The organism is Halomonas sp. BC1, assembly GCF_002078135.1.
GTDB classification, from domain to species: domain Bacteria; phylum Pseudomonadota; class Gammaproteobacteria; order Pseudomonadales; family Halomonadaceae; genus Vreelandella; species Vreelandella stevensii.
Genome location: NZ_LFGS01000011.1, coordinates 77,936 through 103,806, shown reverse-complemented (window position 1 = coordinate 103,806; position 25,871 = coordinate 77,936). Strand labels below are relative to the sequence as shown.

Here is a 25,871-nt window from a genome sequence, read left to right as displayed (position 1 = left end):
CAGCCAGAAAACTCACAGGCCGTCAACCTTGCAAAGGGGCATCAGGCGGGCTCAGCGCCAGGGCAAACCACCCGGGCCACCCATTCCGCCCATGCCCCCCATACCGCCGGGGCCACCTGGGCCGCCGGGGCCTTTGCCCCCCATCATGCCGGACATGCCACGCATCATCTTCTGCATGCCGCCCTTCTGGCCGGCTTTCTTCATCATCTTTTGCATCTGCTTGTGCTGCTTCAGCAGCCGGTTCAGGTCCGGCACCTGCAGTCCGGCACCTGCCGCAATGCGGCGTTTGCGCGAACCGTTGATGATGTCGGGCTTGCGGCGCTCCTTGGGCGTCATGGAGTTGATCAGCGCCTCCAGCTTGCCCAGCTCCTTTTCTGGCCCGGGGCCCTGGGCCATCTCTGCCATCTGACCCATGCCCGGCAGCTTGCCCAACAGGCCGCCCATGCCGCCCATTTTCTTGAGCTGCTGGAGCTGGTCGCGGAAGTCTTCCAGGTCGAAACCATCGCCTTTCTTGACCTTACTGGCCAGCTTCGCGGCCTTGTCCTTGTCGACGGTGCGCTCGGCTTCTTCGATCAGCGACAGCATGTCGCCCATGCCCAGAATGCGCGAGGCTACGCGATCAGGATGGAAGGGCTCCAGGGCATCGACCTTTTCACCCACCCCCATGAACTTGATCGGCTTGCCGGTCACGTGGCGCACCGACAGCGCGGCACCGCCACGGGCATCGCCGTCGGCCTTGGTCAGAATGACGCCGGTTAGCGGCAGCGCTTCATGGAAGGCCTTGGCGGTATTCACCGCATCCTGACCGGTCATGGCGTCGACGACGAACAGCGTTTCCTGGGGTTCGATGGCTTTATGCAGGGCCTGAATTTCGGCCATCATGGCGTCGTCGATGGCCAGGCGGCCAGCGGTATCTACCAGTACGACGTCATGGAACTGAATTTTGGCGTGTTTGATGGCTGCCGTGGCGATATCCACCGGCTTTTCGTCAGAGCGCGACGGATAGAAATCTACCTGCACCTCTTTGGCGAGGGTTTCCAACTGGTCGATGGCCGCAGGGCGATAGACGTCTGCCGAAACCACCAGCACTTTCTTCTTTTCGCGCTCGCGCAGGTAGCGGGCCAGCTTGGCCACCGAGGTGGTTTTACCCGCGCCCTGCAAACCTGCCATCAGCACCACGGCAGGAGAGCCTTTCAGGGAGAGGCCTTCATTGGCCTCGCCCATGATGGCTTCCAGCTCCTGCTGGACGATCTTGACGAACTGCTGACCCGGCGACAGGCTCTTGGAGACTTCCTGGCCTACCGCACGTTCACGCACCCGCTCGATGAACGCCTTGACCACGGGCAGCGCCACGTCGGCCTCGAGCAGCGCCTTGCGCACTTCTCGCAGCGTGTCTTTGATATTGTCGTCGGTCAGGCGCGCCTGACCCTTGATAGACTTCAGCGTCTGGGATAGACGCTCGCTCAAATTCTGAAACATGGGGCCTCTGCCTCCGTCGCTGTCGCCGGGTGTCTTCACCGGACGAATGTGACATCGATTATACGCGCTCACGCCGCGAGTCTCCATGGCCGCAAGCGTTGGCTAGCCATGACTGTGCGATGCTGCCATGATTCGTTATAGTAGCAGTACCGCTTTAGAAGAAGCGGCAGTGACCGGACCCTGCGACGTTTTGCAGAAACGTTTGGCCGGTCGCCACGTTTACCCCATGACGCGCTGCCAGGCGCACGGATAGCATCATGCAGGCGCTACCTTTCGCCACGATTGCTTTTGTACTCTATGTTGCTGCTGCCATCTGGCAGGGCATGACGCTGTTTCGCCGCGTGCCGCCACGCCAGGGCATGGTGCGCCTGTTGGGCGCCCTTGGCCTGCTGCTGCATATTCCCGTGGTGGTCAAGCTGGTGGGCGCCGCCCCCGGCTTGCTGCCGGGCTTCACCACCAGCGCCACGCTATTGATGGCCGTGGCGGTCAACGTGGTGCTGGTGGCCAGCCTGTTCAAGCCCGTCTTGAACGCCGGTATCGTGCTGTTTCCGCTGGCGGGCATCGCGCTGATCGTCGCCACTTGGCTGCCCAGCCAGGGGAGCCACAGCGGCTTGACCCCCGGCATCCTGCTGCACGCGGTCAGCTCGGCCCTGGCCTTCGCCGTGCTGGCCATCGCCGCCGTACAGGCGGTACTGGTGGGGCTACAAAACCAGGCCCTGCGTCATCACCACATACGCGGCATCGTGCAGTCACTGCCACCACTGACCACCATGGAGCGGGTGCTGTTCGAGCTGGTATGGGCGGGCATTCTGCTGCTCACGATATCCATCGCCAGTGGTCTGATCTTCCTGGACAACCTGTTTGCCCAGCACCTGGCTCACAAGACCGTGCTATCGCTGGGAGCCTGGGTCATCTTCACGACGCTGCTGGTGGGCCGCTACCGTTTCGGCTGGCGTGGCATGCGCGCCGTACGTTGGACCCTGGGTGGCTGTGCTCTGCTGCTGCTGGCGTATTTCGGCAGCAAGTTCGTGCTGGAAATCCTGCTGAACCGCTAGGCGCGCCTTGACACATCACCTGCATGACTCTACAAATCGAGCCTGACACGCCATAAAGGAACATTCGACTTGAGCGACGACTTCCCCCTGGGGTTACTGTTCGGCCTGCTAGCCTTGCTGATTTTACTGTCTGCCTTCTTCTCCAGCTCTGAAACGGGCATGATGTCGATCAACCGCTATCGACTCAGCCACCAGGCAAACAGCGGCGACCGCCGTGCCAAACGGGTCATGCGCCTGCTGACACGTCCCGACCGCCTGATTGGCGTCATCCTGATTGGCAACAACTTCGTCAACAACCTGGCCGCATCCATTGCGACCATCATCGCCATTCACTTTTTTGGCGATGTCACAGGGCCAGCCGTCGCGACGGCGTTACTGACCATCACCATCCTGATCTTTGCCGAAGTCACCCCCAAGACCTACGCAGCCATCAAGCCCGAGCGCATCGCCTACCCCACGTCGGTAGCACTGGAGCCGCTGCTCAAGCTGCTCTACCCGCTGGTGTGGCTGGTCAATATGGTCTCCAATGGACTGCTGAGGCTCGTTGGCGTGAAAAGCGTCGACAACGGCGGTGACAGCCTGACCCGTGACGAACTGCGTACCGTGGTGCATGAAGCAGGCACCCTGATTCCTTACCGCCACCGGGCCATGCTGCTGTCGATTCTGGATCTCGAAAACGTCACGGTGAACGACATCATGGTGCCACGGCATGAAGTGCTGGGCATCGACCTGGACGACTCCCTCGAAGAGATCCTCACCCAGATCCGCACCAGCCAGCATACCCGCTTGCCGGTCTATAAAGGCGATATCAACAACATCATCGGTATGCTGCACCTGCGTAACGCAGCACGCTTTTTATCTCGCGATGAAGTCACCAAGGCCGCCATCGTTCAGGAAGCGCGTGAGCCCTATTTCATTCCCGAGTCGACCCCCCTGCATACCCAACTGCTGAATTTCCAGAAACAGAAGCGGCGTATCGGCATCGTCGTCGACGAGTATGGCGATGTGGAAGGGCTGGTGACCCTGGAAGACATTCTGGAAGAGATCGTCGGCGAGTTCACCACCGACGTGTCCGAAGACGACGAGATTCATCAGCAGGACGACGGCAGCCACGTCATCGAAGGCACGGCCAATATCCGCGAGATCAACAAGATGCTGGGCTGGCAACTGCCCACCGACGGCCCGAAAACCCTCAACGGGCTGATTCTCGAACACCTGGAATCTTTCCCGGACGGCCCGGCCTGCCTGCAGATAGGCAATACGCGAATGGAAATTCTCGAGATTCGTGACAACCTGATCACTTCCGCCCGTTGCTGGCAGAAGCTCCGCCTGCCGCGTCGCTGACGCGGCTAGCGGTGCGCGATATCGCTATCGGCCGCGGCCTTGAGGGCCCTTACCCGGGTTTCCAGATAGCGACGCAGGGCAACACCTTCTACCTCCTGCACCGCAATGGGCGGGCCGAAGTGCAGGCTGACCGGCGCCCTGAACCGCGAAGGCCACTTCTTCAATGCTTTGCCGCCGTGATGTGACGTCCAGGAGCCCCACAGCCCGGCCAGCCCGGCAGGAATCACCGGCACGTTGTCACGGGCCAGAATGGTCTCCAGCCCACGCCGAAAGGTGTGAATCTCGCCATCGGGGGTCAAACGCCCTTCAGGAAACACCATGACCACGTCGCCATCGCGCAGCGCCTTGCTGACCTCGTCCAGCGTCCGCCGCAGCGCGCCGGGACTATGGCGCTCCGACTCGATGGGAATGGCGCCTACCAGTTGAAACCACCACTTGAGCCAGCGGGACTCGAAGATGGGCTGGTCCATCACGAACCGCAGCGGTCGGGGGCTGGCGCCTCCCAGCACCAGAGCGTCCATGAAACTGACATGGTTGCACACTACCAGCGCCGCGCCCTGTTTCGGCACGTGCCCTTGCCCATGCACCGTCAACCGATAGCAGCCACGCATGGCAAGATAGATCAAACGACGTAGCAGGCGGCGCAGCGCCTTCACCCCTGCTGTCACGTCACCGCCTCCCGGTGCCGCAATCCGGCCAATACCGTGCTCATCAACTGCTCCAGCAACTCATCGACCTTCAGCTGCTGCCCCTGCCAGTAGCCCAGCCGTTCATTCAACCCCAACTGCACCAGGCCATGCACACTTCCCCACAGCGTACGCCCCAGGCGGCGCGCTTCGAGATCGTCCAGCGCAGGCTGGTACTGTTTCAGTGAGGTTTCCACTTGGGTAAACAGCGCTTCGATGAGGTCGCTTTGGCGCTGATCGAGCTCGCCCTCCTGGGCCAGCGGATAGTCGAACAACAGCTGCCAGCGGTAGCAATCCTGCTCGGCAAAGCGCCAATAGGCATGCGCCAGGGCACGCAGCCAGGGTTCAGGGTCATCGGCCGCCAGACCGGTAATGGTCTGCTGCAATCGGGCCAGGGTCTCAACGTTGACATGCTGCAACAGGTTATTGAAGCTGCCATATAACTTGAGCAGCGTACTGGGCGCACACCCCACCTCGCGGGCCAGGGCACGCAGTGATAAACCATGAACTGGCTGCTGAGCCAACCACTCATCACAAGCGTGCATGACCTGCGTATGGAGGGCGTCGGGCGCATGCTGTCTGGGACGGGCCATGGCGATCTCTTAGGGTCAACGGCAAACAGGAAAGATTGCCTCATCGCGCTTTAGCGTGAGCAAGGACTACGATAGGATACCTTACATCGAACACTGTTTTCGACACTAAAACACGACATTTAACGTATTCACGCCGCTTACCCCGTTTTGACCTTGCCCAGTGGCAGTCAAGCGACCGCGTTGCACTCGAGGAGACCGCATGACGGGACGCCTACACGTACAGCGCTTACCGCTCGCTCGTCTATTGCCAGCGCTCACCTCGGCGGCGCCGCCGATCGAGTCGCCGAACATGGCCCCGCGCCAGCCTGTCTCTGCCATTCGCATGGCGCAGGGCCGCATGACGCTGTCACCGCTGTTCTGGGGTCTCACTCCCCCATGGCTGAAAGTGCTAGATCACGCCCCCCACTGTGCCAGGGCCGAAACCCTGAGCAAACGCGCCATGTTTCAGGAGGCGTTCAACGCCCGGCGCTGCGTGATCCCGGTGAGCGGCTTTTATGTCTGGAAGCCCCAGGCACGCAACAAGCAGCCTTATCTGGTGACCCACGTGCAGCGCACCCCCCTGCTGCTGGGTGCCCTCTGGTGCCGCTACCACACCACCTTGACGACCTATACCGACTCGACGGCCTTGATCAGCGTGCCCGCCAATGCCTGCCTGTCATCGCTGACCGACCGACTGCCAGTGGTGATCGCCCCCGAAGACGTCACGACATGGCTGGACCCCAGCACCGACCCCGACCAACTGACACCGCTATTGATGCCGGCCCCTTTGGAACTGTTGGGCGCTTTTCCGGTATCAAGGCATGTGAACAACCCTGCCTTTCAGTCACCCTCCTGCGCGCATCCCGTTGGGCCCATGCTGCGCTGGACCGTGCCACAGGAGCTGTAATGCTGCGACTCATCCCTGCTTACCCGCCGCGCCTTGCTGCGCGGCACATCGTCCTTGGCCTGTCTACAGGGCTACTTTGGGGGGCTCTGCCCGGCGCCTGGGCCGAAGAGAGCCCCATTGCCGACGTGGCAACCCCCACCGTCAGTCCCTTCGACGAGCGTGACTATCGAGTGCTGACGCTGGAAAATGGCCTGCAGGCGCTGCTGGTCAGCGACCCCAATGCCGACAAGGCGGCGGCCTCCATGAACGTGCGGGTCGGCAGCGCACAGGACCCGGAAGACCTGCAGGGGCTGGCGCACTTCCTGGAGCACATGCTGTTTCTGGGCACCGAACCCTACCCCCAGTCGGATGCCTACCAGCGTTTCATTTCCGATAATGCAGGCTCCCATAACGCCTTCACTGCCCAGCAGGACACCAACTACTTCTTCGATGTCGCGCCCTCGGCACTGCCCGGCGCCCTGGACCGCTTCAGCGAATTTTTCCTCTCACCGCTGTTCAATGCCGACCAGCTGGAGAGCGAACGCAATATCGTCCACTCCGAGTACATGGCGCGCATCCGTGATGAATCGCGGCGCGAGAACGACGTCCTGAACCAGTTGCTCAACCCGGAGAACGCCACCACCGGCTTTGCCGTGGGCAGCCGAGACACCCTGGCCAACCCGCCAGAGGGCGAGGCGACGCTGCGTGAGCGGGTGATCGACTTCTATCATCGCTACTACGATGCCAATGTAATGAACCTGGCCGTAGTCGCTCCTCAGCCGCTGGACGAGCTGGAAAGCCTGGTAATCGAGCGCTTTGCCGAGATCCCGGATCACGGTCTCAGCGTGCCGGTGATCGATGCACCGCTGGTGGATTCGGATACGCTCCCCCGCTATATCGAGCGTCAATCGCTGCAGGACCGCCGTCAGCTGCGCTTTTACTTTCCGATCCCAGACCCCACGGATGAGTACCGCACCAAGCCCACCCAGCTCATCTCCCATCTATTGGGTGACGAGAGCGACGGCAGCTTACTGGCCGTGCTCCGCCAGGCAGGACTGGCCGATGGGCTGTCGGCCGGCGTGGGCCGCGGTGACGGCAACCACGCCCTGTTCACCGTCTCCATCAGCCTGACCCCCGCCGGGGCCGAGCGGCTGGACGATATCGAAGCCACCCTCTTCGCCGCCATCGAGCAAATTCGTGAAGAGGGCCTGGCCGAATGGCGCTATGAGGAACAGCAGCGGTTGAGCGAGCAAGCCTTCCGCTTCCAGCAGCACGGCGCGCCCCAACAGGAAGCCACGCGCCTGGCCATGAGCCTTTCGCGCTACCCCGTGGAAGACGTGCAGTACGCGCCGTATCGTATGGATGGCATGGATAGCGAGCGCCAGCAGGAGTATCTGGATGCGCTGACGCCTCAGAACATGCTGCGCTTCTACTCCGCCCCGGATATCGAAAGCGAACAGGTCTCGCCCTGGTTCAATACCCAGTGGCGCGAGCAGCCGCCCGCACAGCCGGGCCGGGCCCTGGAGGGCCTGGCGCTGGCAGAACCCAACCCCTTCATTGCCGAAGACCTGACGCTGCAGCCCGGCCAGGACGAGCGCCCCTCCTCGCTCATCGACACAGAGACCTTTGCCGCCTGGCACATGCAGGATAGCCGATTCAACACGCCCAGCGTCGAATGGCGGGTCAGCCTGCAGCACCCCAGCGCCAGCTACTCAGCCGAAGAAGCGGTGCTGACACGCCTGCTGGCCAGCTGGCTGAACGACAGCCTCAACGAATCACTCTACCCCGCTTGGCTGGCAGGGCAAGCCTTCAGCGCCTACCCCCATGCACGCGGCATTACGCTGTCGTTTTCGGGTTGGCGGGATGGGCAAACGCCGCTGATCGAGCAGGCCATTGCGCAGCTCAAACAGGCCGACATATCGGCAAGCGCCTTCGAGCGCGTGCGCTACCAGCTGCAACGCGAGTGGCGTAATGCACCGCAGGCATCGCTCACCGGGCAGGCCAGCCGTGCGCTGGGCGAAGCCCTGCTGACCCCGCAGTGGTCCAGTGCCGAGCTGCTGGAAGCAAGCCAGCGCCTGGAGAAACAGCACCTGGACAACTTCCGGCGCCGCTTCCTGGGCAATCTGTATATCGACGCCATGGCCGTGGGTAACCTGACCGCCGATCAGGCACGGGAGCAGGCCAATCTGATCCGCGGTGCCCTGACGCCGCGCCTGAGCCGTGACGACATTCCCGCCCTGCAGCCGCTGCGGGTGGCCGATGACGCCACCGCGCTACAGCCTCACAGCACCCGTGAAGAGTCGCTGGTACTCCGCTACCTGCAAGGGCGCGATCAGAGCCTCGAAGAGCAGGCACGGCTCAGCGTTCTGGCGCAGTGGCTGGATACGCCGTTCTACCAGCAGCTGCGTACCGAAGAGCAGCTGGGTTATATCGTCAATGCGGGCTACTCGCCACTACTGGAAGCACCGGGGGTTGCGCTGATCGTTCAGTCGCCCGATGTGGATAGCGCCACGATCGCCGAGCGCATGGATGACTTCTTGCACCAGGCGCAAGCGCGCCTCGAGGCGCTGAGCGATGAGGAGCTGGCCGCGCACCGTCAGGCCGTGCATGACCGGCTGCGTCAAAGGGACACCAGCCTGCAGGGTATGGCCAACCGCTACTGGCAGGCCACGGCGCTGGAAGAGATTCGTTTTGACCGCCGCGAGCAGCTGGCCGAGCTGGCTCTGGACGTGACCCCGGAAGCGCTGCAGACACTGTGGCCCGAGCTGCTCGGCCATCGTCTGGACATTCGCTTCGACCCGGGTGACGCGCCCAGCGACATCACCGCCTACCGCAACGCACGCGCCTCCTTCAACGAGCGCTAGCCTTCCACCCCGCTCAGGCGTCGAACGCCTGGGCGGGCATCATGGCCTCCACGTACATCACCAGCTCTTCCAGTATCTGCCGCTCATGGTCACTCAGCGACTGCTGATTGTAACGTTCGATTTCTCGAGCAAACGCCTTCAAGGTAAACCCGGATAACGCCGGATCGTTCATGCGCATCCAGCGAAAAGCTTCCCACTGCTCACGCTCATCGCCTTCCAGCGTTTCCGGATAGCTACGGGCGCGGAAGCGGAACAGCATCTCTTCCAGACGCGGATCCTGAAAGGCAAAGCGCTGACCCACCAGATCCCATGGCTCCATGGCCAGCACGCTTTCCATCTGCTGGCGGTCTGCCGCCGAGAAAAAGCTGCCGGCGTACAGCATCAGGTCAGGGTCCTGGGGCGATGCGTCATGCTTGGCATCAAACACCTCTCTGACCTTCTGGGCCACCCCGGCGGCAGCGCGCAGGGTTTTCCAGTGGCCTCGGCAGGCCTCGATATCCACACCCAGCCGGGCAGCAATCGCCCCGTACTCTCCCTTGTGCTCACCCTCGATATCCTTGAGCACCGTGGCTGGAAAGACCACCGGGCAGCGGTTGATGTGAATCACTTTGAGGGGAATACGCGCCTCGCCTTCAGAAAGATCCTGCTGGCTGACGAACACCCGCTCACGAATCTGCTCGGCACTCAATGAGAGCAGGTCGTCCGGTGCCACGCTCAGGTCATAGACGATCACCCCGTTGGGGTTGGTGGGATGCTCGGCCAAGGGCATGACCAGGGCGCTACAGCCACGACTGGCCGGGTAGCGGCGCGAAATATGCAGCAGCGGCTTGGCATTCGGCAGATCCAGCTGCTGGGCCACCGCCCGTTTGCCGCGCAGGCCCAGCAAGTAGTCGAACAGCTTGGGATTGCGCGTCTTGAGCAACCTTGCCAGGGCAATGGTGGCACGCACATCGGCCACCGCATCGTGGGCCCCTTCATGGGCAATGCCGTTGGCCGCCGTCAGATGCTCCAGTTTGAAGCTGGGTGCGCCATCGTCACGTAGCGGCCACTCGATACCCTCCGGGCGCAGCGCGTAAAAAGCCCGTACGACGTCGATCAGGTCCCAGCGAGAATTGCCGTTCTGCCACTCACGGGCATAGGGGTCGAGCAGGTTGCGGTAAAACAGGTGGCGGGAGACTTCATCGTCGAAGCGCAGGCTGTTGTAACCCGCGACACAGGTGCCCGGCTCGCTCATGGCGCGCTGTACCTGCTGGGCAAACTGGGCTTCCGGCAGCCCTTTGCGACGGGCTTTCTGAGGCGTGATACCGGTAATCAGACAGGCTGCCGGGTGCGGCAGGTAGTCGTCGGCGGGCTTGCAGTAGAGCTCGATGGGGTCGCCGATTTCGTTGAGTTCGGCGTCGGTGCGCAGTGCCGCAAACTGGGCAGGCCGATCACGGCGTGGGTCAGCACCGAAGGTCTCGTAGTCGTGCCATAGAAAACTGGCCGGGGCGGCATGGGATGGCGCCATGAATGCATACTCCCTTGAGCGAAACCCCCTACCCACAGGCAACGCCCATGCGGGTCGGGTGGGAACAAAAGCTCAAGACTAGCACACCCACGACGCCTATCGCCGCTACATCGCCCAGCCCCTAGCTCTTGGGCAACGTCACGTTCAGCTCCAGCACCGAGCAGTTGTCTTCTCTGTCCAGCGAGATTTGAATGGCATCGTCATCCACGTGCACATAGCGGCGGATGACTTCCAGCAGTTCGCGCTCAAGCAGCGGCATGTAGTCTGGCTGACCACGCTGGCTACGCTGATGCGCCACGATGATTTGCAATCGCTCCTTGGCCACCGAGGCGGATTTCTTGCGCTCACGCTTCAAGAATTCCAGCAGTTTCATCGACGACTACCCCCAAACATCCGGCTCAGCAATCCCTTACGCTGAAGCTCATGAAAACGCAGCGGCATCTCTTCACCCAGCAGCCGAGACACAGTGTCGGTGTAGGCTTGCCCAGCATCACTGGCCGCATCGTGGGTCACCGGCACTCCCTGATTGGAAGCGCGCAGCACCGCTTCGGATTCGGGAATCAACCCCAGCAGGTCGATGGCCAGAATCTCACGAATGTCTTCCAGCGTGAGCATGTCGCCCGAGGTTACCCGTGACGGGTTGTAACGAGTGATCAGCAGATGCTCCTTGACCGGCTCCCCACCCTGCTCGGCGCGCTGGGTTTTAGAACCCAGCAGGCCCAGAATACGATCCGAATCGCGTACCGACGATACCTCGGGGTTGGTCACCACGATGGCCTCGTCGGCAAAGTACATGGCCAACTGGGCACCGCGCTCGATACCTGCCGGGGAGTCACACAGGATAAAGTCGAAATCCTCTTTCAACTGCTCGAGGATCTTTTCCACACCTTCCTGGGTCAGCGCATCCTTGTCGCGGGTTTGCGAGGCGGGGAGGATAAACAGGTTCTCTACCCGCTTGTCACGAATCAGCGCCTGGTTCAGACCAGCCTCTCCCTGGATCACGTTGACCAGATCGTAGACCACCCGGCGCTCGCACCCCATGATCAAGTCCAGGTTACGCAGCCCCACATCGAAATCGATCACGACGGTTTTCTTGCCGCGTAGCGCCAGCCCCGTCGAAATTGCCGCAGCGCTGGTAGTTTTACCGACCCCCCCTTTACCAGAGGTCACCACAATAATCTTGGCCAAGAGTCACTTCCTTCTTGAAGTCGTTTGTGGCGAGCGCCGTAGCGCTATTCGCCTAACGGGAACATCAATGTCGTCAAAAGCGGTACTGTAACGGATCACGACGGTGGCGTCGCCAGGTAGAAAACATCAGTCGCTGCCCGGCCGTTCAGCCACTCGACTCAGTCCAATGGTTTGATATCCAGCTGTTCCGCAATGAAATGCACCTCAGCTGACCGCCCCAGCAGCTGAGAATCGATATCTTCCAGGCGCTTGTAGTTGCCCGCCACGGACAACAGCTCGGCTTCCAGCTCACGACAGTAGATCCCCACATCGGTATTGCCGTGGATGCCCGCCAGAGCGCGCCCTCGCAAGGCGCCGTAAATATGAATACTGCCTGCCGCCAGCACTTCGGCGCCCGCATTCACCGCACCAATCACGATCAGATCCCCTGCGGCGGAACTTACCTGTTGCCCAGAACGCACGGTGCCACGATAGAGACGCGTCACCCCCGGCGGCTGGGCGGTCGGAAGCGCTTCCTCATCGGCCGCTGGGGTTGACTCGGCCAGCGGCGCGACACTTTCCAACGCCCTTGCGCGCCCCTCTTCTACCGGGGCAAACCAGCCCAGCCCCAGCGCCCAGGCAGACTGGCGTATTGGCTCGGCCCCACCGCGCACGGCCACGGGCAGCAGCTTGTGATCGCGACATACGGCACAGATACGCTCCAGCGCCAGGTGCGGCTCATCGAGTTTTTCCACGCTCAACACAACCGGTGTATGCTGAAAGAACGCGGGGGATTGCGACAACTTGCCAGCCAACTGCCGGCGGATGCGCTCCGGGTCAGCACTGGTCAGCTCCATGACGGTCATCGGCAGCATGCCGCCCTTGAAGGTGAAGGCTATGTCGGCACTGTTGGCGTTGAGGCTCATGGCCGAACTCCATGTCTTGTTCAGATAAAATAAGGGTAGCGCAATCTCACGCCTTGGGTTGTGATTGACTGGAAAACTCACAACCATAGGGCAAAGCTAAGCGACAGTGACGATGACTGCAACCGCCTACTCATCGATGGCTGATTTTTTTCATATTACGCACCTCTTGGCAGGATGATCCATGCACGGACTGTTACGACGCCTGTTCGCTCCTCGGTGGCAACACCCCGATCCCGAGGTGCGTCTCAAGGCACTTCATACGCTGGACCCACAGCATCCTGAGCAGCGCACCGCGCTTGTCACACTCGCCCAGGACGACAACACCGAGGTAGCACTGGCCGCCTTGCTGGCGCTGGATGACCTGCAAGGCCTGATGGCAGGCTATCCCGAACAGACCCATAACGAGGCGTGGTTCAACGCGCTTTGCCAGCGGCTCACCGGCGCCGAGGGCCGCACCGACCTGGCCACGCGACAGAGTGTCGTGGCGCAACTGACTGACCCACGCTTATTGAACGCGTTAGCCGCCCAGGGCGACAACCTGAGCCTGCGCCTGGCCGCCCTGGAACGGATGACCGATGAGCAGATGCTGGTGGAGCACGCCTGCCATAACAGCGTGGCGGCCGTGCGTCAGCAGGCGGCCGAGCGTATCACCGACGAAGACAACCTCAAGCGTCTCCTGAAAGAAGCCCGGCGTGACCGGCAAGTGGTCCGGCTGGCCAGGAAAAGGCTCACCCAGCGACGTGACGATGCCGAGTGGCTGGCCGAGCAGCAGGCTCAACGCGAGCACCTTCTGGCACAAATGGAAAAGCACGCCCACGCCCCCTGGGAACCACTCTATGGCGGGCGCTTTCGCCATCTCGAGCGGGAATGGCGGCAGTTGGATCACCCGGCCACCGCTGAACAGGAGCAGCGTTTCCAGCAGGCCATACTGGGTTGCCGCAAAACACTGCAGGATCATGAGGCACAAGAGCAGGCACGCCAACAAAGCCTGGCTCGCCGGGCCGAAGTCGAGAACACCCGCGATCAGCTGTTGAGCGGACTCGAAGAAACGCTGGAAGGCCTGACCCACGGCACTGACCTGACGGCTCAGGATATCGATAGCCTGCGCGCCCAGCGACAGCTGCTGGACCAGCGTTGGCAGGCGCTCTCCGATCAGCACGCCCCCCATGAGACTGCCCAGCAGCGCTATTATCAGGTGCTGCAGCAGTACGAACACTGCCTGGAGGCCTGGCAGCGCTGGCTGGCGGTACGCAGCGCGCTGGAGCAAGCGGTGGTCCAGCACGACACGGCGGCGCTCAGCGCACTGATGACCCAGTGCGATTGGCCAGCCACCTTGACGTCTCCCGCACTGCTGGCACAGGCGCAAACACAGCTGGCACATACGCCCCAAACCAGCGCCACACCCCCCCCGGGGCCTTCGCTCAAGGCCCTGGCCGCCGACCTGGATAGCTTCGAGCATCTGCTGGAGCGCGGTTCGTTCAAAAGCGCCAGCCGCCAGCACCAGCGCCTCAAACCGCTGATAGAAGCGCTGTCCGGCGACGAGGCCCAACCCCTCAAGCGGCGGCTCAAGCAGCTAGGCGCCCGGTTGGCCGAACTACGTGACTGGCGCGGCTTCGTGGCAGGTCCCAAACGTGAACAGCTGTGCGCCAGCATCGAGACGCTGGCCGACGACCAGCACATGGCCGAAGCGGCACTGGATCGCCATCACCGCCAACTGGTCAAGGAGTGGAAAGCACTGGGAGATGCCGCCGCCAATCGCGAGCAATCCGCACGCTTTCGCCACGCCTCCGACCGGATTCACGAGCGCCTCGCCCCCTGGCGCGCACAGCTCGACGCCGAACGCGGTGCCAACCTGCGTGGCCGTGAAGCGCTCTGCGAACAGCTCGAAACCCTGCTGGCCCAGCCTGCCGAAAATGCCGACCCGGACGTGCTGCGTGAAATTCGTGACAAGGCACGTCTTCAGTGGCGCCATTACTCCCCCGTACCACGCGAGCATAGCGAAGCGATTGGCCGACGATTTGGCGCCATTCGCCATCGGCTGCAGGCTCTGATCGATCAGCGTGCGGAGCAGATTGCCCATCAAAAACGTGACCTGATCGAGCAGGTCAATGCCCTGCAAAGCGAGGACGCACAGCCGCTGGACGCGCGTATTGCGCGTACCAAACAGCTGCAGCAGCAGTGGCGGACGCTAGGCCGCGCACCCAAGGGGGAAGAGCAGGCCCTTTGGAAGGCGTTCCGCAGCGCCTGCGACCAGCTGTTTGCCCAGCGAGAGGCTCGCAAGCAGGCACAAGCCTCGCGGCAACAGCAGTCCCTGGACCAGCTGCAGGAGATCATTGATGAAATGGACAGCTGGCAGCCCACCCATGCCAGTGACACCCGTACGCTGGAACAGTATCTCTCTCGTGTCGAGCAGTGGGAGCCCCTGCCCAGGCATCGGCGCAGTGACGGCATGCAGCGCCGTTTGGGCGGCATCGTGCGTGCCAAGCGCGAGCGACTCAACCGTTTGGCCATGACCGAGGCCGTAGCCCGCTGGCAAGCGCTGACGCCCCTTATCCACGCGCATTTGCAGGCCGACCAGCAGGCCTTACAAGGCGAGTCCACGCCCAGCGTCGACGCATCCCAAATACAGGCCCCACCGCTGCCCGAACACTTTGCAAACGCGCATCAGCAGCGCAACCAGGCCCGACAAGCGCTGCTTGCCGCCGGAACGCCCGCGCAGGATAACGCTCTGGAAGAGCCACTGGCCCGCCTGAGGGTGCATCTTTCATTGCTGGCGCTGGGAACCGTCAATCAACGTGACGAGCCGCTTCGCCTGGCCATTCAGGTCGAGCGGCTCAACAGCGGTATTCATCAAACGCGCAGCCCCGTCGATGAGCTGAATGACGTCCTGGCCGAGCTGCTCGCACTGGGACCGTTACCCAGCGAACTGTGGCAGCAAGAAGCGCCTGAAATCGAGCGACTGCTGCAGCGACTGGCCAGACCACCCCAGCCCTGAATCCCCAAAAGCAGACGGCACTCACGCAAACGGGAGGCGCATGGCCTCCCGTTTTTCACATCGCTCTTGTGAAGAGTCGTGCCTGACAGCAGGGCTTAGCCCATGAACTGACCGCCGTTGATGTCGATATTGGCGCCGGTAATGAATCCCGACTCCTTGTCTGCCAGGAAGGTCACCAGGCGGCCGATCTCTTCCGGCGTGCCGTAGCGCTTCACCGGGATGGTTTCACGGATCGCCTCGCGCACCGGCTCGGGAATCTTCATGATCATATCGGTGGCGATATAGCCCGGCGATACGGTATTGACCGTAATCCCCTTGGTGGCGGTTTCCTGCGCCAGCGACATGGTCAAACCATGCATACCGGCCTTGGCCGCCGCATAGTTCACCTGGCCAAACTGTCCTTTACGTCCATTGATGGAGGAGATATTGATAATCCGGCCGTAGCCATTCTCCAGCATCATCTCGATCACGCTGCGGCACGTGTTGAACACCGTATTGAGGTTGGTATCAATGACTTGATACCACTGCTCATAGGACATTTTTTTCATGGTGCCATCGCGTGTGATACCGGCACAGTTGACCAGCACACTGATGGGGCCATGCTTTTCGTGGATCTCGCGGGCACCTTCGATACAGGCATTGTGGTCGGACAAATCCACACCGGACAGTGCGATGTTGTCATAGCCATCGGCCTGCTGCGCTTCCAGCCATGTTTTGGCCTTGTCAGGGTTATGGTACCCCGCCACCACCAAATAACCCGCATCTGCCAACGCGCGGCAGATTGCCGTTCCGATTCCACCAGTTCCACCAGTTACCCAGGCGACGGGGGCTTGATTGGCCATTGACTACCTCCCTGATATGACAAATGGCTTGGACTGTAAGCACTGTTATGGTGTCGCAAGCCACTTTGAATAAGCGCCTTCACGCTTTTCTCACTGACAGCGAGCCGCTTGAACTCATCAGCGGCACGCTGACCGCATGCTTTTTATTATGCCTACTGAAAGCATAGCTATACTCTGGCCATGTTGCAGCACGATGATCATGACCGCCAGCATAAAAGCGTTTTATCGAAGGGGTTGACTTGGCGATAAAAATGCGTAGAATACGCCACACGTTGATGCGGGGTGGAGCAGTCTGGTAGCTCGTCGGGCTCATAACCCGAAGGTCATCGGTTCAAATCCGGTCCCCGCTACCAATATTTTGAAAGGCAGATCAGTTATTTACTGATCTGCCTTTTTTGTTGCCTGTCATTTCAAAAAGCTCTGTGCCCAAATTGTGCCCACACCGTGCCCAGGGTATTGGAACGTAAGGACCGTATCGAGACGTTTCTGAATGCACCCGCCAGCGTGACCTACCACCACGCCTATGCAGGTGGGTTGCTAGAGCATTCGCTGAACGTCGCGAATAATGCTGTTTCCATGTTGCACTTAAATGAGCCAGCTATGCCGCGCCTGATGCAGGAAACGTGCTTTGTAGCGGGGCTGTTGCACGATATTGGTAAGACGTATACATACGACTCGAAAGGCAAGCCTAACGCGGCGTGGAAGCTCTGTAGCCACGATGCGTTTACGCTAGAAGCGTGTGCCTATGGCCTTGCCTATTTAGACCAACATGAGCCTGATATTGCGATGACCTTACGCCATATCTGGACATGCGCTTCCCCGGGCGCGCGTTATGGCCAGCCAGCCGCCATGACACTGGCTCGCTACATTCGTGATGCAGATGGGCAAAGCGCCATGACAGATAACCAACAACGTGCGTTTCGTAGCAAAAGCCAGTGGGGCTTTAGCCGGATTGGGCAAAACGTTTTCTGGCGGCCAGAGACACCTATGTTGCAGGCACAATAGCGCTAGAGAGTAGAAGCATTAGCCTGCCGCCGACGCTAACGCGTGGCGGCTTTTTTTATGCCTTACTTCGTCTGTCTTACAAACCCTAGGCGGGTCTACTGCTCATGCGGTGGTTCTCTTTTGACGGGTTTTCTTCGCTGGCTTCGATGCCGCCCGCTCCGCCTTGATCCTCTCTAGCAACGCTTCCGCACTGTTCTCCCCGCTGATCAGCTCCGGGTTGTCCTTGCGCCACTGCTCGGTGAGTTCACCCCGGAAAGCCTTGGCCAGGATGGACTGGGTGAGGTTGTTGACACGGGCCAGGGCGTTGTTGACCTGTTGTTCGATGCGGTCGGCGTGGGCGAAGAGTTGGTCTACTCGGCGGACGATTTCGCTTTGTTCATCAACTGGAGGCAGATGAATAGGCATCTTCTTCATTGAGCCAACATTAAAATGTTGCTGAGCGACCCCTACCTGGTTATCCGATACGTTCTTCCGCGCCACCTCGGAGTTCATAAAAATGCATCCAAACTCCGGGAGCAAGTTAGAAGATGGTCGCGCAATAACAAGATCTGAACAGTTGGCTGCACCAAGGGATTTAGGAATTACACATGTAGTTCCCGGAGCGCCGGAACGCACAATCGCCAAATCTCCGGGTTCAAGCCTAGATTTATAGATTTCCTGGTGAAATGCCGGGGATATATAGAGCAGATTTTTGTCAGAATATCTGAATGCCCTTACATTTTGTGATCGCAAGAAAGGTACACCAGATTCTTCATATCGGTTAGCCATGCGCCCAACAAAGCCTACGGTAATCTCGCGGCAGATTTTCTGAAAAGTAGTTTGCTGCCAAGAGTCTAAGCTGGTTCCTTGAGTAGCCCGCCACTCCTCCGTCAACCGCCCACTCACCGCCGCAGCCAGCACGGACTGGCGGAAGCGTTTGAGGATTTGCGGGATGCGTTCGAGGCGGGCTTTGGTGTTTTCCACCTGGGCCAGCAGGGTGTCGAGTTTGTCGGCGATGACTTTTTGTTCGGCGAGGGGGGGGAGAGTCACGGGTGCTTTCGAAAATTTTCCCTTATTGATGATCGTGACTGTCGTTGCAGATGCATTCTCTTGCATCCATGGCTTCAAGGTTTGCAGTTGGTAATAAAAAAAACGGTAATCGACCTGAGAAGACGGCACTATCGTGTTTATTTGCTGGTTTGTGGCACTGATTTGGTTGGTAATGCCTACCTTCCCTAAATTCCCAATACATGTAACGGGAATTGAATTTGCGGGGATGGTTGGAACTAACTTTGCTCCCGCGTCAGTCAGCGTGTCCGCCGTTCGGGTGACGTATCCACCATTATCTAAGTCAGCTGGTTTGATAAACGGAATGCTGCCACCGAAATTATCGGGATTCTTGGTGCTTGGGGTTTTTCCTGTGACAATCTCGCCGACATCGTTCAGCAGAACGCGCAGCCAGCACTGAGGGAAGTCTGCGCTCATCACTTAACCTCACCCATCACTTCCTGCAAAAGCACCCTCGCCCCATCAGCCTCCTCTTCAGCCCCCAACCCCCGCATCAACGCATCCAGCTCGCCCAGCGCCTGAACCAGTTCCCCCATGGCCTCACCCGCCAATACACTCGGCTCCGGCAGGTTGGCGGCATCCACGCTGTCGCTGTCCTTCAGCCAGGAAATATCCAGCGAATCGCCCTTGTGCTCGGCAATCCATTGGCGGCTGAAACTGCGCCAGCGGCTATGTGCCAGGCGCGGGTCGATGCCTTCGTTTTCGTCGCTGTGTTCGGGCAGTTCGATGTCTTCGGAATGGAAGCTGTATTCACCCTCTTTGCGCTCGCTGTCGCCGTTAGGGCTTTCGCCATAAACAGCTTCAAACGGCTTCAGGTGTGGGTCGCCAAAGGGGGTGCGTTTGCCGAAGCTGGGCATGTTGGTACGCAGGTCGTAGACCCAGACGTTTTCGGTGCAGTTCTCTTCCTGGTATTTGTCTGCCGCGCTGCCTTTGGTGACCTTTCCTTTTGTGAAAAATAGCACGTTGGTTTTCACGCCCTGGGCGTAGAAGATGCCGGTGGGCAGGCGCAGGATGGTGTGCAGGTTGCACTTGTTCATCAGGTCCCGGCGCACGTCGGTGCCCACGCCGGCTTCGAACAGCACGTTGTCCGGCAGCACCACGGCGGCGCGGCCACCGGGTTTGAGGTTGCGGTAAATGTGCTGCAGGAAGGCGAGCTGTTTGTTGCTGGTTTTGTAGGTGAGGTCGTCCCGGGTGATGCTGGCGTCGCCGCCTTTGCTGGTGCCGAACGGCGGGTTGGCGAGGATCACATCGGCTTTTTCCAACGTGGCGCCTGCCTGGCCCAGAGCGTTGCCCAGATGCACCACGCCTTCGGCATCCCCTTCCATGCCGTGAAGCAGGCAGTTCATCAGCGCCAGGCGGCGGGTGCCGGGCACCAGTTCGATGCCTACGTAGGCCTTGGTGGTCTGAAAGGCTTTCTGTTCGGTGGTCAGGTCATACAGGTCGTCGGTCTGGCCTTTGATGTATTCGTGGGCGGCAATCAGAAAGCCTGCGGTGCCCGCTGCCGGGTCCTGGATGCGTTCGCCCGGTTGCGGCTTCAGGCAGCGCACCATGGTGTTGATCAGGGCGCGGGGAGTGAAATACTGGCCGGCGCCGGACTTGGTTTCGTTGGCGTTCTTTTCCAGCAGGCCTTCGTACAGGTCGCCCAGGCCGTCTTTCTGGGCACTGAACCAGTCGATCTGGTCCAGGGTCTTGATCATCTGCTCCAGGTGCCTCGGCTCCCGCAGACGGGTCTGGGCATCGGCGTAGATGGCGCTGATCAGCGGGTCGTCGTGTACCAGATTGCCGTCGCCGTTGTTGCCGGTGGACAGGCTGAGCAGGATGCGTTTGTAGTCGTTCAGCAGGTTGATGCCGGATTTGCCGTTCAGGTCGGTCCAGCGGCAGCCTTCCGGCAGCGGGTGCTTTTTCAGGGTGCCGGCTTCGGTGTTCTCGTGGACCATCTTGATGAACAGCAGCAGCACCAGTTCGGTGACGTAGTCGGAGTAGTTGATGCCGTCGTCCCGCAGAACGTCGCAGAGGTTCCAGAGTTTCTGGACGATGTCGTTGTTGGTCATGTGTGTTCTCAAGGTTGCTGAATTCAGTGGTAAGGCTGAAGCTCGTTGCTATCGCTGGTCATCAGGCGTAGCAGGCGCGGATTGAGGAACAGCTTTTCGTTGCCTGCTGTTTTCTCCTGCAGTACGCCAATCTCGACCAGCTGTTTCAGGTAACTGGATGCTGTCTGCCGTTTGGCTATGTCTTTTTCTACCAGGTTGCTGATGCGGCAATAGGGCTGCTCAAAAATGGTCTGGACCAGTTCGTGGCTGTAGATCTTGGGCAGCGCTTGTCTGACATGGTCTTCAGTTTCAGTAATGAGCTTTCTCATGGCGGCGATCTTGGCGCAGGTCCAGGACGATACCTGCTCCACGCCGTTAAGCATAAAGATAATCCACTCCTGCCACTCACCGGTGCGGGTAACCTGGGTCAGTAGGCGGTAGTAATCGTTTTTGTGCTGAACTATGTAGCGGCTCAGGTAGAGTATGGGCAGGGTGAGTAGCCGCTGTTCGATCAGGTAAAGCACATTGACGATACGGCCGGTTCGTCCATTGCCGTCGTGGAACGGATGAATGGCTTCGAACTGGTAATGGCTGATGGCCATTTTGATCAGTGGGTCCGTGTCGTCGTCTGCATGCAGATAGTTTTCCCAGTTGGTGAGCAGGTTGCGAATAACCTCTTCACCAACCGGTGGGGTGTAGATGGTTTCACCGGTTGCCTGATTGCCAATGATGGTCCCGGGCACCTTACGTACATCCATATCCACGCCTTTCAGCGTGCTGCACACCTCTATAGCGGTGCTCGCGCACAGTGGTTTGCGCTGAAGATGGACGAAGCCCTCATAAAGGGCTGTGCGATATCGGAGCGCTTCTTTGGTAGCCGGATCGGCCCCCTGATCTTCCTGCGAAAACTGAAACAGTTTGTCGGTGGTGGTGACGATGTTCTCGATCTCGGAACTGTCTTTGGCTTCCAGCAGTGGCAGAAGGTTTATCAGCAGTGATTGATTCGGAATCAGTTCACCTGCCTGTTTAAGCTCAGCCAGAGCGGCCCGGGCGGGAATGCAGGCTTTGAGGATGCCCAGAGTCTCGGTCACTTCTTTGGCAGGCGGAAGCGGCGGTAACTGGTTGTAAGGCTGATCCGGTCGCCAGGCCATGTTTAAATTCCTTGAAAATTTCGACAAAGGTGTGTGTTTTGCGCAGTCTATGTTTATGCGGTAAACATAGCAATGATCTGTGTCGAAAAAATACTGAAAAATCGACACAGGTTAAACCTATGTCGATTCCATAAACATGGCATTCTCAAGCACTCCGCTCCGGCCACATCGCCTCGTTCAATTCCTCCAGCACGGTATCCAGCTGCTCTCCCAGCACCTTGTTCATCTGCTTCGCCCCGCCGTCGTCGGCAAAGCGGTGGTTCACAAATTCCCGGTCGATGATGACTTCATGCACCAGCTGCTTGGCCAGGCGTTCCAGCCATTTGCGCTGGTTTGGGGTCCAGCTGTGCTGAGTGTAGATTCGGTCCATGGCTTCGGCCACGCGCTGTTCGAAAGGAACCAGCGGCTCGCCCAGGGCGGCGCGGCGGATGTAGCCGATGATGCTGGCAGCGATGTCTTTGTTGGTCTGGTTGCGCACGGCGCTTTGCAGGCGGGCTTCGGAGTAACCGTGGTTGTCCAGCAGCAGTTTTACTTCCCGTAGCTGTTCGCGGGTGAGGTCACGGGGTTTGTTGACCACCACGGCCAGCGCGGCGGACTGGTTGAGTTGTTGTTTGATGAACTCGTTGAAGCTGTCCAGGTAGTCTTCCGGCTTGTCATGCTCGCCGTAGCTCTGGATACGTTCGCGGATTTCGTCGTCGTGGTCGGAGATCAGCGGCAGGTAATCGCTGCCCACCAAGGCCTTCACTTCTGCCAACTGGTTCAGCAGGCCGCTGTGCTGTTTGATGAACGCCGAGGCCTGCCGTGGGCCGAGCTGGTGCAGATGGGTGTGCAGAGATTTGGGCTCCACACCCCAGCTCTGGTGCAGTTCGTCCAGTTTCCGTTTCAGTGCCGGGCGGTTTTCAGCTTTGTTGTCGGCCTTGCGCAGCACCCGCATAAGTTTTTGGCTGAGCTGGCTGAGTACCACATCGGCGTGGCTTTCATCAGGCTGTTCGCCGGGGCTTGCGAGGGCCTTTTCCAGGTGCTCGTCATCGGTGAGCTCATCCACCAGTTGTTCCAGGGTGATGTTGGGGTCTTTCACCAGGGGCTTCATGGTGTTCACATCTTGCAGGGCGGCGTAGATGTCCACCGGGTCGTAGATGCGGAACACAGTCTTGCCGATCTCGTCGCAGCGGCGGGTGGCGCGGCCGATCATCTGTTCATACAGGATGCGTGAGCGCACGCGGCGCATGAACACCAGGTTGCAGATGCGCGGTACGTCGATGCCGGTAGTCAGCAGGTCTACGGTGATGGCGATGTTGGGGTAGCGTTCGTTCTTGTAGCGGCGGATAAGCTGGTCCACCTTGTCGCTCTGGCCGGTGATCTTGGCCACCGCGGCTTCGTTGTAGCGGCCGTTGTAGAGATCCTTGAAGGCATCATCCAGCAGGCGTTTGACCATGTCCGCGTGCAGGTCGGTGGCGCAGAAAATCATGGTCTTCTCATCGCCGAACGGGTCCAGCTCCTGCACCAGCTGTTCGCAGATTACCTGGTTGAAGTTCTCGTTGATCACCCGGCGGTTGAAGGCCTCGACCTCGAAGGTGAGCTCGTCTTCCAGCTCGGTGGTGTCCACTTCTCCGGTCTGGCGGTTGATGACTTCGACCGGTTTTCCCTTCTCAAAGGTAATGCCGTTCTGGGTAAGGAGGGTTTCGTAGCGGATGGGCGGTTCGTGGTCGATCAGCCAGTCATCCGCCACCGCTTCCCGGTAGGAGTAGGTGTACACGGGCTTGCCGAAGATTTCGCTGGTGTGCTTGGCCGGGGTGGCGGTCAGGCCGATTTTCACCGCATCGAAATAGTCCAGCACGCGGCGGTAGCTGGACAGGTACTGGCTGGTGTCCCGCAGGGCCAGTTCGCCTTCGGTCATTTCCTGGTCCAGGGTGTAACCCCGGTGGGCTTCATCGATGATGATGCAGTCGAACTGGTCGATAGGCGGCGGGTTGTCGCTCATGAAGATGCGTTTCACCATGGCCTGCACGGTGGCCACCTGAATGCGGGTTTCCGCTTCGGCGGCCATGTCGCCCAGCTCGGCAACGTTGTAGATCTTGCTGAGGGTGTGGTTCTGTTCCAGCGGTGCTTCGTTGAAGGCATCAATGGCCTGCTGGCCCAGTGCGGTGCGGTCCACCAGGAACAGGATGCGGTGGAAGCGCTCGGCTTTCAGGAAGCGATACATCAACCCGATGATGGTGCGTGTTTTACCGGTGCCGGTGGCCATGGCCAGCAGCGCGGTGCGCACGCCACGGGCCAGGGCGTGTTCGGTGGCGACGATGGCGTTCTGTTGATAGTCCCGGAGTTTCAGGTAGCCGAAGGGCTCTTCCTTTAACAGTTTCTCCGCGTTTTCCTTGTCCCTCTCCAGCAAATCCAGCAGCCCGCCTGGGGTGTGGAACTGCGGCAGTGCCCGGCGCAGGTTGCTGGGTTCGCGCACATACCGGAACCAGGTGCCGGACTGTTCCGCCAGTTGCGGAATATAGGGTCGACCGTTGCAGGAATACACGAAGGGTACGTGGTAATGGCCGCTTTCATCGGCGGGCCAGGCGATGGTGCGGCCCATCAACTCCCAGGCGCTGACTAAGGGTGCGTCTACCTTGAAGCCTTTGCTGTAACGTTCGGCCTGGCGGATTTTGCCGGCGACGTTGGTGTTCTCTTTCTTGGCCTCTACCACTGCGATGGGTGTAAGGCCTGCAAATAGCACGTAATCGGCCCGGCCCTTCTTGCCATTGTGATTGGTGGGCCATTCGGCGATGGCGCGATAGGTGCCTTTCTCCGGGCGGGCGCCTTTCTGGAAGGTGATATCCTGGCTGTCGGCTTCCCAGCCCGCTTCCTGCAGTTGCTGGTCGATGAGAATGCGGGTGAGTTCTTCGTTCAGTACCAGAGTATCCGTGGCGGCCTTTGTTTTCTTGGCCACCTGCTGGCGCTGTTGATTAACGGTTTGTTCGCCCTGCTCCGTGAGCTTCTGTTGCAGGGCTTTGATCTTCTGCTCGTAGGCCTGCTGCTGTTGGCTCAGGGCCTGTTCGTGCTGGCGGGCCTGTTCCGCCAAAGCGCGGGATTCTTCGTCCATGGCCACGGCCAGGGCTTCGTATTCGGCCTTCTCTTTTTCGATCAGCTGGCTGAGCTGCTGGCTGCCCTCCAGCGCCATGTTGGCGTGTTGCAGATCGTGCCGCAGTTTTTCGATGTCGCTCTGAAGCTGGCGCAACTGGGCGCTGGGGTCGGCGGGGGGTATGAAAGGGCCGGGCTTGAAGCTGGCACAGGCTTTACCGAAGGAGCGGTGAAACCAGATGGCCAGGGCCCGCGCCACTTTCAGGCCATCCATGGCTTCTTTGTGTTGGGTACGGAACTGGTGAGTGGCTTTGTTGCCTTCAATCCGCAGGATATGAAACAGTTCTTTGATCTGCGGTTCCAGCCGCAATTCCCGGTTCAGGCGGTAAAGAAGCTCCGACTGGCTGGTTTGTTCGTCACATTCGATACCGGAGAGCGCAGCCAGATGTTGAGCAAGCGCTTCGCCTAGCTGGCGGAGTTTGATAAGGGTAGTGTTAGGGTCGCTGGAGAAAGCCCCCTCAGCAGCGGATGCCAACTGCACAAAAAGCGCGTCATGCTCGGCTAGGAAACTAAAATTTGTTGAGATTTGGTCGCTGACTCGCACAAACGGCTCCATGTCATCTGCATTTAGCACTTGCTAAGAAAGATTCAGCTTTCAGCATTATGCTACTAATCAATGGACTTTATCAGGGTGGTGCGAAATGACCACCCATAACGCAGCTAAATATACAGAACACTTAATTCATCAGCAGTGCTGCAGGGACAAACCAACCCATAGTTAATGGCGTCACCAAAACATCGTTAGCAACCTGAAAGAGTCGCCCTGCCCGATACGCTATTCCAGCGTTGTACAAGTTGACATGCAGTTCTATGCTTCTTTTGGGGTTACTACATAGGGCAGGGGCAGGCCATGAACAAAAAGAAAATTATGGGCGCACTTTTATTGACGCTGGGTATGACAGGCGATGCCCTCGCAGAGAGTGGCTTCTATGGTGGGACGAGCATCGGTCAGTCAACCATCGATGCCTGTGGCGGTGTCACCAATTGCGACGACACAGATACCAGCTGGAAAATCTTCGGCGGCTGGGAGTTGAATTCGAACATCGTCTTCGAGGCTGCCTGGGTAGATTTTGGTGAGGTCAGTGGGTCTGTAGACGGTTCGGCAGTTAGCGCCGAAGCGGACGGCTGGACGATTGCTGCGAAAGGCATTTTGCCGCTCAACGAGCAGTTCGGCGTGTTCGGCAAACTG

The 25,871-nt window shown here is 59.8% G+C and carries 18 protein-coding genes, 1 tRNA gene and 1 pseudogene; 8 read left to right on the top strand and 12 right to left on the bottom strand.

The genetic code is table 11. The features are described 5' to 3' along the window. Window positions 1-51: 51 nt before the first annotated feature. On the bottom strand, window positions 52-1,479 hold the full coding sequence (gene ffh / locus B7L72_RS09235) for a signal recognition particle protein (protein ID WP_081193952.1): 1,428 nt from the start codon (window positions 1,477-1,479) through the stop codon (window positions 52-54). 257 nt (window positions 1,480-1,736) lie between these two features. On the opposite strand from ffh, the gene B7L72_RS09230 reads away from it, so the two are divergent. Beyond that, entirely contained in the window at window positions 1,737-2,534 is a 798-nt protein-coding gene (locus B7L72_RS09230) for a cytochrome C assembly family protein (protein WP_016915994.1), read from the top strand. Between the two features lie 69 nt (window positions 2,535-2,603). After that, window positions 2,604-3,878 (top strand): HlyC/CorC family transporter, encoded by a 1,275-nt coding sequence (locus tag B7L72_RS09225; RefSeq protein WP_081193951.1) that lies wholly within the window; start codon window positions 2,604-2,606, stop codon window positions 3,876-3,878. Window positions 3,879-3,883: 5 nt separating this feature from the next. Here the strand turns inward: B7L72_RS09225 and B7L72_RS09220 are convergent, their stop codons facing one another. Both B7L72_RS09220 and B7L72_RS09215 read right to left on the bottom strand, forming a co-directional pair. Further along, entirely contained in the window at window positions 3,884-4,489 is a 606-nt protein-coding gene (locus B7L72_RS09220) for a 1-acyl-sn-glycerol-3-phosphate acyltransferase (protein WP_371317414.1), read from the bottom strand. A gap of 53 nt (window positions 4,490-4,542) precedes the next feature. After that, window positions 4,543-5,157 carry a TetR/AcrR family transcriptional regulator gene (locus tag B7L72_RS09215; protein WP_081193949.1) on the bottom strand — a complete coding sequence of 205 codons (615 nt, stop codon included), beginning with the start codon at window positions 5,155-5,157 and terminating at the stop codon, window positions 4,543-4,545. A gap of 199 nt (window positions 5,158-5,356) precedes the next feature. Here B7L72_RS09215 and B7L72_RS09210 point away from each other — a divergent pair, with 199 nt between their 5' ends. Together B7L72_RS09210 and B7L72_RS09205 are read left to right on the top strand one after the other, a co-directional pair. Then, window positions 5,357-6,043, top strand: coding sequence for an SOS response-associated peptidase (locus tag B7L72_RS09210; protein WP_081193947.1), 687 nt, complete (start codon window positions 5,357-5,359; stop codon window positions 6,041-6,043). After that, a complete protein-coding gene (locus tag B7L72_RS09205; protein WP_081193945.1) occupies window positions 6,043-8,886 on the top strand; it encodes an insulinase family protein in 2,844 nt (947 codons plus the stop codon). The genes B7L72_RS09210 and B7L72_RS09205 overlap by 1 nt, the downstream gene beginning before the upstream one ends. A 13-nt stretch (window positions 8,887-8,899) precedes the next feature. Here B7L72_RS09205 and sbcB read toward each other — a convergent pair whose 3' ends face one another. The 4 genes from sbcB to minC all read right to left on the bottom strand — a co-directional run bounded on the left by sbcB (window position 8,900) and on the right by minC (window position 12,486). Continuing rightward, window positions 8,900-10,393 carry an exodeoxyribonuclease I gene (sbcB, locus tag B7L72_RS09200; RefSeq protein WP_081138816.1) on the bottom strand — a complete coding sequence of 498 codons (1,494 nt, stop codon included), beginning with the start codon at window positions 10,391-10,393 and terminating at the stop codon, window positions 8,900-8,902. Between the two features lie 121 nt (window positions 10,394-10,514). Then, the gene (gene minE, locus B7L72_RS09195; RefSeq protein WP_081138815.1) at window positions 10,515-10,766 is read right to left on the bottom strand and encodes a cell division topological specificity factor MinE; all 252 of its coding nucleotides are present in this window, start codon (window positions 10,764-10,766) and stop codon (window positions 10,515-10,517) included. Then, window positions 10,763-11,581, bottom strand: a complete 819-nt coding sequence (gene minD / locus B7L72_RS09190) for a septum site-determining protein MinD (RefSeq protein WP_081193943.1) — start codon at window positions 11,579-11,581, stop codon at window positions 10,763-10,765. Before minD ends, minE begins: the two co-directional genes overlap by 4 nt. Before the next feature lie 158 nt (window positions 11,582-11,739). Next, on the bottom strand, window positions 11,740-12,486 hold the full coding sequence (gene minC, locus B7L72_RS09185) for a septum site-determining protein MinC (protein ID WP_081193941.1): 747 nt from the start codon (window positions 12,484-12,486) through the stop codon (window positions 11,740-11,742). A 181-nt stretch (window positions 12,487-12,667) separates the two neighbouring features. Between minC and B7L72_RS09180 the strand changes: the two genes are divergently transcribed. After that, window positions 12,668-15,481, top strand: coding sequence for a DUF349 domain-containing protein (locus B7L72_RS09180; RefSeq protein ID WP_081193939.1), 2,814 nt, complete (start codon window positions 12,668-12,670; stop codon window positions 15,479-15,481). 95 nt (window positions 15,482-15,576) lie between these two features. Here the strand turns inward: B7L72_RS09180 and phbB are convergent, their stop codons facing one another. Then, the gene (gene phbB / locus B7L72_RS09175) at window positions 15,577-16,323 is read right to left on the bottom strand and encodes an acetoacetyl-CoA reductase (protein ID WP_081138809.1); all 747 of its coding nucleotides are present in this window, start codon (window positions 16,321-16,323) and stop codon (window positions 15,577-15,579) included. 276 nt (window positions 16,324-16,599) lie between these two features. On the opposite strand from phbB, the gene B7L72_RS09170 reads away from it, so the two are divergent. After that, window positions 16,600-16,676, top strand: a tRNA-Met gene (locus B7L72_RS09170). 103 nt (window positions 16,677-16,779) lie between these two features. After that, the gene (locus B7L72_RS09165) at window positions 16,780-17,328 is read left to right on the top strand and encodes an HD domain-containing protein (protein ID WP_237718633.1); all 549 of its coding nucleotides are present in this window, start codon (window positions 16,780-16,782) and stop codon (window positions 17,326-17,328) included. A gap of 102 nt (window positions 17,329-17,430) precedes the next feature. Here the strand turns inward: B7L72_RS09165 and B7L72_RS09160 are convergent, their stop codons facing one another. The 4 genes from B7L72_RS09160 to hsdR are packed head-to-tail and all read right to left on the bottom strand — an operon-like array spanning window position 17,431 to window position 25,238. Then, a complete protein-coding gene (locus tag B7L72_RS09160) occupies window positions 17,431-18,792 on the bottom strand; it encodes a restriction endonuclease subunit S (protein WP_198517604.1) in 1,362 nt (453 codons plus the stop codon). Beyond that, window positions 18,792-20,426, bottom strand: coding sequence for an N-6 DNA methylase (locus B7L72_RS09155; RefSeq protein ID WP_081193935.1), 1,635 nt, complete (start codon window positions 20,424-20,426; stop codon window positions 18,792-18,794). The genes B7L72_RS09160 and B7L72_RS09155 overlap by 1 nt, the downstream gene beginning before the upstream one ends. A gap of 23 nt (window positions 20,427-20,449) precedes the next feature. After that, the gene (gene fic, locus B7L72_RS09150) at window positions 20,450-21,664 is read right to left on the bottom strand and encodes a protein adenylyltransferase Fic (RefSeq protein ID WP_446718565.1); all 1,215 of its coding nucleotides are present in this window, start codon (window positions 21,662-21,664) and stop codon (window positions 20,450-20,452) included. A gap of 37 nt (window positions 21,665-21,701) precedes the next feature. Next, the gene (gene hsdR, locus B7L72_RS09145; RefSeq protein ID WP_081193931.1) at window positions 21,702-25,238 is read right to left on the bottom strand and encodes a type I restriction-modification system endonuclease; all 3,537 of its coding nucleotides are present in this window, start codon (window positions 25,236-25,238) and stop codon (window positions 21,702-21,704) included. A gap of 294 nt (window positions 25,239-25,532) precedes the next feature. Here hsdR and B7L72_RS09140 point away from each other — a divergent pair. After that, a pseudogene (locus B7L72_RS09140) lies at window positions 25,533-25,871 on the top strand (hypothetical protein); the annotation flags it as partial.

Coding starts and splice junctions, on each gene's coding strand:
- minC (WP_081193941.1), bottom strand. CDS start 12,486: ATGAGCCTCAACGCCAACAGTGCCGACATAGCCTTCACCTTCAAGGGC.
- B7L72_RS09230 (WP_016915994.1), top strand. CDS start 1,737: ATGCAGGCGCTACCTTTCGCCACGATTGCTTTTGTACTCTATGTTGCT.
- phbB (WP_081138809.1), bottom strand. CDS start 16,323: ATGGCCAATCAAGCCCCCGTCGCCTGGGTAACTGGTGGAACTGGTGGA.
- B7L72_RS09220 (WP_371317414.1), bottom strand. CDS start 4,489: ATGCGTGGCTGCTATCGGTTGACGGTGCATGGGCAAGGGCACGTGCCG.
- B7L72_RS09205 (WP_081193945.1), top strand. CDS start 6,043: ATGCTGCGACTCATCCCTGCTTACCCGCCGCGCCTTGCTGCGCGGCAC.
- B7L72_RS09155 (WP_081193935.1), bottom strand. CDS start 20,426: ATGACCAACAACGACATCGTCCAGAAACTCTGGAACCTCTGCGACGTT.
- B7L72_RS09210 (WP_081193947.1), top strand. CDS start 5,357: ATGACGGGACGCCTACACGTACAGCGCTTACCGCTCGCTCGTCTATTG.
- minE (WP_081138815.1), bottom strand. CDS start 10,766: ATGAAACTGCTGGAATTCTTGAAGCGTGAGCGCAAGAAATCCGCCTCG.
- sbcB (WP_081138816.1), bottom strand. CDS start 10,393: ATGGCGCCATCCCATGCCGCCCCGGCCAGTTTTCTATGGCACGACTAC.
- B7L72_RS09180 (WP_081193939.1), top strand. CDS start 12,668: ATGCACGGACTGTTACGACGCCTGTTCGCTCCTCGGTGGCAACACCCC.
- ffh (WP_081193952.1), bottom strand. CDS start 1,479: ATGTTTCAGAATTTGAGCGAGCGTCTATCCCAGACGCTGAAGTCTATC.
- hsdR (WP_081193931.1), bottom strand. CDS start 25,238: ATGGAGCCGTTTGTGCGAGTCAGCGACCAAATCTCAACAAATTTTAGT.
- B7L72_RS09215 (WP_081193949.1), bottom strand. CDS start 5,157: ATGGCCCGTCCCAGACAGCATGCGCCCGACGCCCTCCATACGCAGGTC.
- B7L72_RS09160 (WP_198517604.1), bottom strand. CDS start 18,792: ATGAGCGCAGACTTCCCTCAGTGCTGGCTGCGCGTTCTGCTGAACGAT.